Genomic DNA, 11,579 nt, shown 5'->3' with positions numbered 1-11,579 from the left:
GACGTCGGTAACCCGTTGATGCTAAGGCGGCAGGATGCGCGCGCCCAGGGGACCATATCAGTGATCGCGGATCAGGCCGCAGACGGACAGCGCAGCCTCTTCATCCTGTCGCCTGGCGACCGGGACGGGCTGTGCCATGCCGCGCAGGCGGCTGGTTGGCGCGCCATTGGTGCGCGCCGTGCGCGGGAGGCACCGCAGCGCTATTTGCGCAGCGAAGCGCAGGTCGCACTGGTGGATATGCGCGCAGGTGGCGGGGAAGCGAAGCTGCTGGCTCCGTTGGTGCCGGCGATGGAAGCGGGCGGCGGCGCGCTGATCGTGCTGGTCGATCAGGCGGACGAAGCGATGATCCCCGACCTGCTGGATGCAGGGGCCACCCATTTCCTGACCGCCCCCTATAGCGAGGCATCGCTGCGCGCGGCTCTGGCATCGGCGCAGCGGCTGGTGGAGCGATTGGGCGGCGGGGCATCGCACAGCCAGCGCGCCCAGCGAATCCGCCGCGGCGACGCGCTCTACTGGGAATTGGGGCGCAGCGATTTGCTGCTGCGATTGAGCGAAAGTCTCGCCCGTCATCTCGATTTGCCGATGGCGCGGGTGCATCCTGCGGCGCTGATCCGCCGCCTGCCACGGGCGGAGCGGCGCGCGGTGCTGACGGCGCTAAGGGTGATGATGCGGGCGGGGCGTCCCGCCGCGCTGGCGCATGACCTGCCCGACAGGCCCGGCAACCGGCTGGTCCACCATCTGCGGATCGAGGATGGCGTGGTCGCCGCCGATGTCGAGTGGCTGTCGGACGCGCAGGAGCGCGATCTGGCGAGCCGCGACTATCTGACCGGGCTGCGATCGCGGCAGGCGGCGTTGGACTGGCTCGACCGGCGGACCGGGCTGGCGACTACCGCCATATTGCTGTCGATCAGCCAGTTTGAGCGGATGAACGCGGCCTATGGCCAGGTCGTCGGCGACGCGCTGCTGGGGCGCATCGCCAGACGGATCGAGCGGATGGTCGATGACGTCGCGCCCGGCGCGATGGTCGCGCGCATCACCGGCACCGAATTTCTGGTCGGCCTGACCGGCGAAGTGGCGGGCAGCGACCGCGCGACCTTCCTGGCGCGGCAATTGATCGCGGCGATCGGTCGTCCGTTCAGCGCGGGCGATCATCTCATCCGCCTGATCGCCCGCTGCGGCATCGCGCAGGCTCGCCCCGAAGATGATGCGACCCATTTGCTGCGCCGCGCCGGCACCGCGCTGGCCGATGCGCGGCAGGCGGGCGGGGAGGGCATTCGCATCCTGTCGACCGATCGCCACAGTCGTCAGGTCGATCCCGACCAGCTGGAAACCGACCTGCGGCTTGCGCTCGATCGCGGCGAGATAGGCATCGTGTTCCAGCCGCAATATCCGGTGGATTCGGAGGTTATCAGCGGGGTTGAGGCGCTGGCGCGCTGGAACCATCCGCAATATGGGCCGCTGGGCGCGGGCATATTGTTCGCCACTGCCGAACGGTCCGACTATATGCTGCCGCTGTCGGCGCATATTCAGGTGGAGGCGTTGCGGCAGGCAGCGGCATGGCCGCGCGCCCTGTCGGCGCTGCGCCTGTCGATCAATGTGACGGCTGCGGACATTGCCCAGCCCGGTTTCATGAGCGGGTTGCTGGCGATCGTGGACAGCAGCGGCTTTCCTCGGTCAAGGCTTACGGTGGAGATCACCGAAAGCGGGCTGATCGAGGATGTCGATGCCGCCGCCGCTTTGCTGACCGCGCTCCGGTCGGAGGGGCTGGCAGTTGCGATCGATGATTTCGGCACAGGCTATTCCAGCCTCGCCTATCTCAAAAGCCTGCCGCTCGACTATCTCAAGATCGACAGCGGGCTGGCGCAGGATATTGCCGGGACTGCGCGCGACCGCATCGTCGTGCGCGGGGTCATCCACATGGCCAAGTCGCTGGGCCTGAAGGTCGTGGCGGAAGGGGTGGAGACGCAGCAGCAGCTTGATTTGCTAGCGCGTGAGGGATGCGATTATTATCAGGGCTTCCTGCGGTCAGCAGGTGTGTCGTCCGCCGATCTGGTCGCGCTGGTGCTGGCGGGCTGAAGCGCAATGCCCTTAGTTTGCCTAACATCCGTTCGTGCTGAGTAGAGACTGAGCTTGTCGAAGGCTCGTATCGAAGCATTATGCGCAGCGCCTGGTCCTTCGATATGCCATTTGACCTACGGTCGTCTGCGACTCCGACTTCGCTCAATGTCTACTCAGGGCGAACGGGTATTATATTCTACAGGCGCAGTAACGGCCACAGCACCATGCCCAGCCCGAACAGGCTGACAAGAAAGATGAGCGTGCGGATTTTGGGGATGCCCAACGCATAGACCGGCAAATAGAGGATGCGCGCGCCCAGCCAGATATGGGCGCCGAGCATGGTCATCTCGCTCGACCGGCCAGCCACCACGACGCCGATCAGCGCGACGATGGCGATGGGCAGGGTTTCCTGAAAATTCGCCTGCGCCCGCGCCAGACGACCGGCCACCGGGTTGAGCGGCGGCAATGTCTCATCGCGCGCGCCCATGTTCCAGTTGGTGCCATATTGCTTCGTCTTGACATGGGCGGCGGCGAAGATGTGGATCAGGAGCAGCACCATGCTCCAGGCCAGCACGAACAGTTCGACAGCCATGATCTTCATCTCCCACCCCGTTGACGCCTCAGCCTAAGCTATCGCCCGGCGGACGACAAGCGGTCACCCGGCCGCCTTGGCCAGCCCCTTCGACAATTGCAGCGCGCCGTTGAGGCGGGCGGCGGAGTCGGCCCAGTTGCGGTTGACCACCACCTTGCTGTCGGGCCGCAGCCGCGCCACGCCGTCGAGCCGCTGGATATAGGCGACGAGCCCTGCGGGATTCGGAAAGCGATCCTCGAAGAAGCTGACCAGCGCGCCCTTTTGCCCGACATCGATCTTGGCGATGTTGGCTTTCACGCAATTCTGCTTGATCTCGATGATCTTGAGCAGGTTTTGCGTGGGCGCGGGCAGCTTGCCGAAACGGTCGATCAGTTCGGCGGCGAAGGATTCCAGACCCTGCCGGTCCTCCACCTCGTTCAGGCGGCGGTAGAGTCCCATGCGCAGGTCGAGGTCCGGCACATAATCGTCGGGGATCATGATCGGCGCATCGACGCTGATCTGGGGCGAGAAGCTGTCGCTGCGCGGTTCAAGGCCAGCGCCGCCCGCCTTGGCGTCGAGGATCGCCTCCTCCAGCATCGACTGGTAGAGTTCAAAGCCCACTTCGCGGATATGGCCTGACTGTTCGTCACCGACCAGATTGCCCGCCCCGCGAATGTCGAGGTCATGGCTGGCCAGCTGGAAGCCTGCGCCCAGCGTGTCGAGATCGGACAGCACCTTCAGGCGCTTTTCCGCCGTTTCGGTGATGATGCGGTTGGCGGGGGTCGTCATATAGGCATAGGCGCGGGTCTTGGACCGGCCCACGCGCCCGCGCAGCTGATAGAGCTGGGCGAGGCCGAAACGGTCGGCGCGGTGGATGATGAGGGTGTTGGCGCTGGGGATGTCCAGTCCGGATTCAACGATGGTGGTGGACAGCAACACATCGTAGCGCTTGTCGTAAAAGGCCGACATGCGTTCTTCCACCTGCGTCGCGCTCATCTGGCCATGGGCGACGATGGCCTTGATTTCTGGGACTTCGGTGCGGAGATATTCCTCAATCTCGGTCAGGTCGGCGATGCGCGGGACGACGAAGAAGCTCTGTCCGCCGCGATAATGTTCGCGCAGCAGCGCTTCGCGGATGACCACCCCGTCCCACGGCATGATGTAACTGCGCACCGCCAGACGATCGACCGGCGGGGTCTGGATCACCGACAGTTCGCGCAGCCCCGACATCGCCATTTGCAGCGTGCGCGGAATGGGTGTCGCCGTCAGTGTCAGGACATGCACGTCGGTCTTGAGCGACTTCAACCGTTCCTTGTGGGTGACGCCGAACCTTTGTTCCTCATCGACGATGACGAGGCCGAGGCGCTTGAATTCCAGCCCCTTGGCCAGCAGCGCATGGGTGCCAAGGACAATATCGACCGTGCCATCGGCCAGCCCCGCCTTGACCGCCTTGGCCTCCTTGTCGGGGACGAGGCGCGAGAGGCGGCCGATATTGACGGGGAAGCCCCGAAAGCGTTCCTCGAATTGCATATGATGCTGACGCGCGAGCAGGGTGGTGGGGCAGATCAGCACGACCTGCATCCCGGCCATCGCCGCGACGAAAGCCGCGCGCAACGCCACCTCGGTCTTGCCGAAACCGACATCGCCGCAGACGAGCCTGTCCATCGGCTTGCCCGCGCCCAGATCCTCGATCACGTCGAGGATGGCGCGCTCCTGATCCTCGGTCTCCTGATAGGGGAAGCGATCGACAAAGGCGGGATAGCCCGCACTGTCAGGTTCGGCGACGGTGGCGGCGCGCAGCGCCCGTTCGGCGGCGGTCTTGAGCAGTTCACCCGCAATTTCGCGGATGCGCTCCTTCATCCTGGCCTTGCGCCGTTGCCACGCTTCGCCGCCCAGCTTGTCGAGGCCCACGCCTTCGCTGTCGGAGCCATAGCGGGAAAGGACTTCGAGATTTTCCACCGGCACGAACAATTTGTCGCCGCCGGCATAGCTGAGCGCCACGCAGTCATGCGCGGTCTTGCTGACCGGGATCTGGGTCAGTCCTTCATAGCGGCCGATGCCATGGTCCATATGGACGACCAGATCACCGGGTGAGAGCGTCGCCAGCTCAGCGAGGAAGGCATCGGCGCTTTTCTTGCGCTTGGCCCGGCGGACCAGCCGGTCGCCCAGCATATCCTGTTCGGTCAGCACCGCGACGTCGGGCGCGGTGAAACCATGGTCGAGCGGCAGGATGGTCAGCACCACGCTGCCATTGGCGGCCAGCCCCAGCGCCTCCTGCCAGCTGTCCGCCGCCGCCATCCGCTTGACGCCATGGTCGGCGAGCAAGCCCGACAGCCGTTCGCGCGCGCCGGCGGAATAGCTGGCGATCACGACCTTTTTTTTCGTCCGATGCAGCGTGCCGATATGCTTGCCGACCGCTTCATAGACATTGGCGTTCTGCGCGCGTTCCGGCGCGAAATCGCGCGGACCATCGACGGCGAAATCCAGCACGGTGGCGCTGTCCGGCTCGTGAAAAGGCGTCGCGACGTGCATCGGCCAGCGGGCGACGACCGCGTCCCATTCGGCGGCGTCGAGATAGAGAAGGTCGGGCTTGAGCGGGCGATAGGCACCCGGATCGGACGATTTCGCCTGCACCCGGTTGGCGTGATAATCACGGATCGCCTCGAACCGGGAATCGGCCGCACCGACAACGCCATGGTCGCGGATGATGACGGCATCCTCGGCCAGATGGTCGGACAGTGGGACCAGCTTTTCCTCAAACAGGGGCAGCCAATGTTCCATGCCGGACAAGCGCCGTCCGTCGCTGACCGCCTGATAGAGCGGATCGCCGGTCGCGGTCGCGCCGAACATCTCGCGATAGCGACCGCGGAAGCGCTTGATCGTATCCTCGTCCAGCAATGCTTCGGACGCGGGGAGCAGGGTGAAGCCATCGACGCTGCCGGTGGTGCGCTGATCGCCCGGATCGAAGCGGCGGACCGTCTCTATCTCGTCCCCGAAGAAATCGAGGCGGAGCGGCTGCTCCTCACCGCCCGGAAACAGATCGACAATGCCGCCGCGAATCGCAAATTCGCCCCGGTCATGGACGGTATCGGTGCGGACATAACCATTGGCCTGCAGCATCTCGGCCAGCCGCGTTATCGCGATCCGCTCCTTGGGTGCGAGCTTGGCCACCAGTTGCCGGACGCGGAACGGGGTCAGTGTCCGCTGGGTCAGGGCGTTGAGCGTGGTCAGGACCAGTTGTGGGCCGTTGGGTTTGGCCTGCAAGGCGTACAGCCCGGCAAGCCGCGCTGACGCGGTGCGCAGCGACGGGCTGGCCCGATCATAGGGCAGGCAGTCCCATGCCGGGATTTCGATGATCTCGATCTCCGGCGCGAAATAATGCGCCGTCTCCGCGACTGCCCGCATCAGTTGCTCGTCGGAGGCGACGAATACGGCGCGGCTCGGCGAGGCGCGGGCGATGTCCGCCAGCAGCCAGGGCTGGAACCCCGCAGGAACGCCCGACAGGGTCAGCGGCGCTTTGGCGCGGAGGATTTTCTGGAGATCGGTCATATTCACTACTCGTTCCCTTCCCGCTTGCGGGAGGGGCTAGGGGTGGGCCAGCGGAACAGAGGTGGCGCACGCCCACCCCCTAACCCCCTCCCGCCTGCGGGAGGGGGGAGCTGGTCAGTTTTCGATCTTCACGAAATCGAGCTTCAGGAACTTGTCCATCATTGGTCCCTTCCATTCGTCCGGCACTGGGATGGTACCCAGCGCCCAGCCGATGATGTCGGCATCCTGTTCATCCATGAACCGCTCGAACCAGGCGATTTCCTCGGCATTCCATTCGCTGTGATAGCGCTCGAAAAAGCCGCCGACGGCATAATCGGATTCGCGCGTGCCACGGTGCCAGGCGCGGAATTTCAGGCGGCGCATCTGGGGATCATCGTTCACAATTTGTTCCTTTTGCGGACACGCCGAAAAAGCCGATCGGATGTTTGTGCCATCGTCCCAGCTGGGGTAGATGCTGGCCAGATAGACATGCGACCCGATATTCTCAATCCGCTCTTTGCCGAAATCTCTGTCCTTAAGGGCATTGGACCGGCGCTGGCCCGCCCGCTGGAGCGGCTGGGGCTGGCGCGCGCGGTCGATGTGGCGTTCCATCTGCCGGTCAGCTGGGTCGATCGCGTCCTGACCGACGAGCTGGATATGGCCGATGCGGGCCGGGTGATCGGCATCGTCCTGACCCCGGTGGACTATCGCGCCAGCGGCAGCGCCCGCGCGCCGTTCCGCGTCCATGCGACCGACAGGCATGGCAATTATGTGTCGCTGACCTATTTCGGCAGGAACAGCGCCTGGCCGCGCAAGCTGTTGCCGCTGGGTGAACCCAAATTCGTGTCGGGCAAGCTGGAGGCCTATGGCGACAATCTCCAGATCGTCCACCCCGACCATGTGCTGCTGCCCGACGAGGCCGCGACCATCCCCGCGCGCGAACCGGTCTATGGTCTGTCCGAAGGGCTGACCAATAACCGGATGCGCGATCTGGTGGGACAGGCGCTGGCCCGTGCGCCGGACCTGCCCGAATGGATCGAACCCAGCCTGCTGGCCCGCAAGGACTGGCCGGCATGGCGGGATGCGCTGGCGCGGATTCATGCCGACCCGTCTGACGCCATGGCCCGCGAACGCCTGGCCTATGACGAGATTTTCGCCGGGCAACTGGCGCTGATGCTGGTGCGACAATCGTCGCGGCGGCGGCGGGGCGTGCCGATCGCGGGCGACGGGCGGCTGCGCGCGATGCTGAAGCTGCCCTTCGCGCCGACCGGAGCGCAGCGCCGGGCGTTCGGCGAGATTGAGGGCGACATGGCGCAGGCCACGCCGATGCTGCGGCTGCTCCAGGGCGATGTCGGGTCGGGCAAGACGCTGGTGGCGTTGATGGCTTTGCTGAATGCGGTCGAGGCCGGGATGCAGGGGGCGATGCTGGCCCCGACCGAGATATTGGCGCGGCAACATTATGAGACGCTGCGCAAGACGGCGTCGGGCCTGCCGGTGGAGATCGCCATCCTGACCGGGCGCGACAAGGGCAAGATACGCGAAGCCACGCTGATGGGGCTGGCCGATGGCAGCATCGACATCCTCGTCGGCACCCACGCGATCTTTCAGGAGGCGGTGCAGTACAAGCATCTGGGTCTGGCGGTGATCGACGAGCAGCATCGCTTCGGCGTGGCCCAGCGGATGATGCTGGCGAACAAGGCGGAGCGCGCGCCGCATCTGCTGGTGATGACGGCGACGCCGATCCCCCGGACACTGACCCTGACATATTATGGCGAGATGGAGGTGTCCAAGCTGGACGAGATGCCGCCAGGTCGCAAGCCGATCCAGACGGTGGTGATGGCCGCCACCCGGCTGGACGAAGTGGTCGATGCGCTGGCCCGCCATGTCGAGGGCGGCGGGCAGGCCTATTGGGTCTGCCCGCTGGTCGAGGAGAGCGAGACCAGTGATCAGGCGGCAGCCGAAGCGCGGGCCGAATCGTTGAAGCTGCGCTTTGGCGATCGGGTGGGGCTGGTCCATGGCCGGATGAAGGGACCGGACAAGGATGCAGCGATGGAGGCCTTCGCCGCCAACCGGACGCAGATACTGGTTGCGACCACGGTGATCGAGGTCGGCGTCGATGTGCCCAACTCCAGCCTGATCATCATCGAGGGCGCGGACCGGTTCGGGCTGGCGCAATTGCACCAGTTGCGCGGACGGGTGGGTCGCGGTGAAAAGCCGTCGGTCTGCCTGCTGCTGCGCGGCAACGCACTGGGCGAAACGTCGCGGGCGCGGCTGGCATTGATGCGGGAAACCAACGATGGCTTCCGCATTGCCGAAGAGGATCTGAAGCTGCGCGGCGCGGGCGAAGTGCTGGGGACGCGCCAGTCGGGCGAGCAGCAGTTGAAGCTGGCCACGCCGGAGCATCTGGCGTCCTTGCTGGACGCGGCGCGCGATGACGCCCATCTGCTGATCGACCGTGACGGCGGCCTCGACAGCCCGCGCGGGCAGGCAGCGCGAACCTGCCTCTATCTGTTCGAACGGGATGCGGCGGTAGGGTTGCTGCGGGGCGGGTAGCGACCTGCTACCAGGCCGTCCGGCGCGGCGGGACGAGGGACATCAGCGCATCATAGGTTCGCGGGGCAATGGGTTTCAGAAACTCGATGCCCAGCCGCCCATCCTCGACCCAGCGCACTTCGGCAGGATGGTCCTTCAGGATCGGCAGCCAGATGGTCATCCGTTCGCCCATCAGCAATTCGCCATCGCTGCGGCACATGGCACCGAGCGCGGAGATGTTGATGATCCGCACGCCATGGGTGCGGCCGCGGGCCGTGACATGGCTGACCATATCGACCAGGTCACGCGCGGCGCGGCGCTGATCCACCGCTGGATCGCGCGAACGCATGACATGATTGAGATTGGCGAACAGCGACGACATGGCCGCAGCCTAGGGCGGCGAAGATGGACGCTTTGCTAGGGGAGAACGTTAATTTCTCCCTAACATTCTTTCTGCGTCAGGCGACCACGATCCCATGCTTCTTGGCACCGAAGCTGACCTTGTCGCCCGGTTTGAGCGTCAGGGCGGGATCGTTCACCACTTCCCCATTCACCCGGATCGCATTTTCCGACAATTTCCGGCGCGCTTCCTTGTTCGACGTGGCAAAGCCGAGCGCGACATTGGCCTGCACCACGGTCAGCCCCTCCGCACCGATGCTGACCGTTGGCAGGTTGGCGTCGGACGCGCCTTCCTCGAAAGTCTTGCGGGCGGTTTCAGCAGACGCAGCCGCGGCTTCCGCGCCATGGGCCATGGCGGTGGCGGCATCGGCCAATATCTTCTTGGCCTCGTTGATCTCCGCGCCCTGCAAGGCTTCCAGCCGAGCGATCTCGTCCAGCGGCAGGTCGGTGAACAGCCGCATGAATCGACCGACATCGGCATCCTGGGTGTTGCGCCAGAATTGCCAATAATCATAGGGCGGCAGCGCGTCGGCATTCAGCCAGACCGCGCCGTTCATCGTCTTGCCCATCTTGCCGCCGTCCGCCGTGGTGATCAGCGGGCTGGTCAGCCCATAGACCTGCGTGCCATCGACCCGGCGCGACAGTTCGATGCCGTTGACGATATTGCCCCACTGGTCCGATCCGCCCATCTGCAACCGGCAGGCGGAGCGGCGCGACAGTTCCAGAAAGTCATAGGCTTGCAGGATCATATAATTGAATTCGAGGAAGCTGAGCGACTGCTCACGCTCCAGCCGCATCTTGACGCTGTCGAAACTAAGCATCCGGTTGACCGAGAAATGCTGGCCGATGTCGCGCAGGAAGGGGATATATTCCAGTTTGTCGAGCCAGTCGGCATTGTCGACCATGACCGCGTCGGTCGGACCATCGCCAAAGGTCAGGAACTTCTCGAACACCCGCTTGATGCTGGCGACGTTGGACGTGATGAGATCGTCGGTCAGCAGCTTGCGCGCTTCATCCTTGAAGCTGGGATCGCCGATCTTGCCGGTGCCGCCACCCATCAGGACGATCGGCTTGTGCCCCGCCTGCTGCATCCGCCGCAGCATCATGATCTGGACCAGGCTGCCGACATGGAGCGAGGGCGCGGTCGGATCGAAACCGATATAGCCCGGCACGATCTCCTTTTGCGCCAGCGCGTCGAGACCCGCCGCATTGGTGACGTCATGGATATAGCCGCGCGTGTCGAGCAGGCGCAGGAGGTCGGACTGATAGTTGCTCATGGCGCGCGCCTGTAGCATTGGGAGAGCGGCTGTAAAAGAGGCGGAGAGTCGTAAATGCTGGCAATCGGCCTGATGTCGGGGACATCGCGCGACGGGATCGACGCGGCGCTGATCGAGACTGACGGGGACGGGCTGGTCAAGCCGGTCGCCTTTCATGCGCAACCCTATCATGACGGCTTCCGCGTGCGGCTGGCCGAAGCCTGCGGCCGCGCCATGACGATGGACGCACCGGGGTTCGAGCCGCTGATCGCGTCGGTCGAGGCGGAACTCACCGAATTGCATGTCGAGGCGGTGGCCGACCTGCTGGGGCGCAGCGGCCATGTGGCGGAGGATGTTGGCGTCATTGGTTTTCATGGCCATACCGTGGCGCACCGGCCCGACCGGCGCTGGACCTGGCAGATTGGCGATGGCGCGGCGCTGGCCGGGGCGTTCGGGATTCCGGTGGTCGGCGACCTGCGCAGTGCGGATGTGGCGGCGGGTGGTCAGGGCGCGCCGCTGCTGCCGGTCTATCATCGCGCGCTGGCCGCCGGGCTGGACAAGCCAGTGGCGATCCTCAATCTGGGCGGGGTCGCCAATGTCACTGCGATCGGATCGGACGGGGCGCTGACGGCTTTCGACACCGGCATGGCGAGCGGGCTGATCGACAATTGGATGCAGGCGCACGGGGATGCGGCCTATGACGCGGGCGGGGTTTGTGCGGCGCTTGGGACGGTCGATGAGGCACGCCTGGCGGCGATGCTGGCCGACCCCTGGTTTGCCGTGCCGCCGCCCAAGAGCATCGACCGGGAGGCGTTCACGATTCATGCGGTGCAGGGGCTGAGCCTCGAAGATGGCGCGGCGACGCTGACCGCCTTTTCGGCTGCGGCGGTGGCGCGGGGCATCGACCATCTGACCGAGCGGCCGCTATGCCTGCATGTCGCTGGTGGCGGGCGGCATAATGGGACGTTGATGGCGATGCTGGCTGCGCGTTGCGGCGTGGCGGTTCGGGCTGTGGACGCGCTGGGATGGGACGGCGACGCGCTGGAGGCGCAGGGCTTTGCCTATATGGCGGTGCGCCATCTGGAGGGGCTGCCGATCAGCTTTCCGGGGACGACGGGCGCGCCGGAGCCGATGGCGGGCGGGGTGCTGTTTCGCCCTTAAAATGTGGTGACGTTGGGTTGAACACCCAACCTCCGTTCGTTTCGAGCGAAGTCGAGAAACGTCGCGCGCAGGTT

The 11,579-nt window shown here is 65.3% G+C and carries 8 protein-coding genes; 3 read left to right on the top strand and 5 right to left on the bottom strand.

Features of this window, described 5'->3' with window-relative positions; genetic code table 11:
* Positions 1-18: 18 nt before the first annotated feature.
* The gene (locus D0Z70_RS14420) at positions 19-2,076 is read left to right on the top strand and encodes a putative bifunctional diguanylate cyclase/phosphodiesterase (RefSeq protein ID WP_239018934.1); all 2,058 of its coding nucleotides are present in this window, start codon (positions 19-21) and stop codon (positions 2,074-2,076) included.
* Positions 2,077-2,254: 178 nt separating this feature from the next.
* Here the strand turns inward: D0Z70_RS14420 and D0Z70_RS14415 are convergent, their stop codons facing one another.
* The 3 genes from D0Z70_RS14415 to D0Z70_RS14405 form a co-directional block, all read right to left on the bottom strand.
* Positions 2,255-2,650 (bottom strand): MAPEG family protein, encoded by a 396-nt coding sequence (locus tag D0Z70_RS14415; protein WP_119747667.1) that lies wholly within the window; start codon positions 2,648-2,650, stop codon positions 2,255-2,257.
* Between the two features lie 63 nt (positions 2,651-2,713).
* Positions 2,714-6,178: a transcription-repair coupling factor gene (gene mfd / locus D0Z70_RS14410; RefSeq protein WP_119747591.1), complete on the bottom strand. Its 3,465-nt coding sequence runs from the start codon at positions 6,176-6,178 to the stop codon at positions 2,714-2,716.
* Between the two features lie 114 nt (positions 6,179-6,292).
* Positions 6,293-6,559 carry an FAD assembly factor SdhE gene (locus tag D0Z70_RS14405; RefSeq protein WP_119747589.1) on the bottom strand — a complete coding sequence of 89 codons (267 nt, stop codon included), beginning with the start codon at positions 6,557-6,559 and terminating at the stop codon, positions 6,293-6,295.
* An 87-nt stretch (positions 6,560-6,646) separates the two neighbouring features.
* Between D0Z70_RS14405 and recG the strand changes: the two genes are divergently transcribed.
* On the top strand, positions 6,647-8,710 hold the full coding sequence (gene recG / locus D0Z70_RS14400; RefSeq protein ID WP_119747587.1) for an ATP-dependent DNA helicase RecG: 2,064 nt from the start codon (positions 6,647-6,649) through the stop codon (positions 8,708-8,710).
* 7 nt (positions 8,711-8,717) lie between these two features.
* On the opposite strand, the gene D0Z70_RS14395 is transcribed toward recG, so the two are convergent.
* Positions 8,718-9,071 carry a PilZ domain-containing protein gene (locus tag D0Z70_RS14395; protein ID WP_119747585.1) on the bottom strand — a complete coding sequence of 118 codons (354 nt, stop codon included), beginning with the start codon at positions 9,069-9,071 and terminating at the stop codon, positions 8,718-8,720.
* Between the two features lie 76 nt (positions 9,072-9,147).
* The gene (gene tyrS, locus D0Z70_RS14390; protein ID WP_119747665.1) at positions 9,148-10,365 is read right to left on the bottom strand and encodes a tyrosine--tRNA ligase; all 1,218 of its coding nucleotides are present in this window, start codon (positions 10,363-10,365) and stop codon (positions 9,148-9,150) included.
* Positions 10,366-10,419: 54 nt separating this feature from the next.
* Here tyrS and D0Z70_RS14385 point away from each other — a divergent pair, with 54 nt between their 5' ends.
* A complete protein-coding gene (locus D0Z70_RS14385) occupies positions 10,420-11,505 on the top strand; it encodes an anhydro-N-acetylmuramic acid kinase (protein WP_119747583.1) in 1,086 nt (361 codons plus the stop codon).
* Positions 11,506-11,579: the final 74 nt, after the last annotated feature.

This window comes from Sphingobium terrigena (genome assembly GCF_003591655.1).
In the GTDB taxonomy this organism is placed as follows: Bacteria; Pseudomonadota; Alphaproteobacteria; order Sphingomonadales; family Sphingomonadaceae; genus Sphingobium; species Sphingobium terrigena.
The sequence above is the reverse complement of the archived record's forward strand: the minus strand, read 5'-3'. Positions and strand labels throughout refer to the sequence as shown.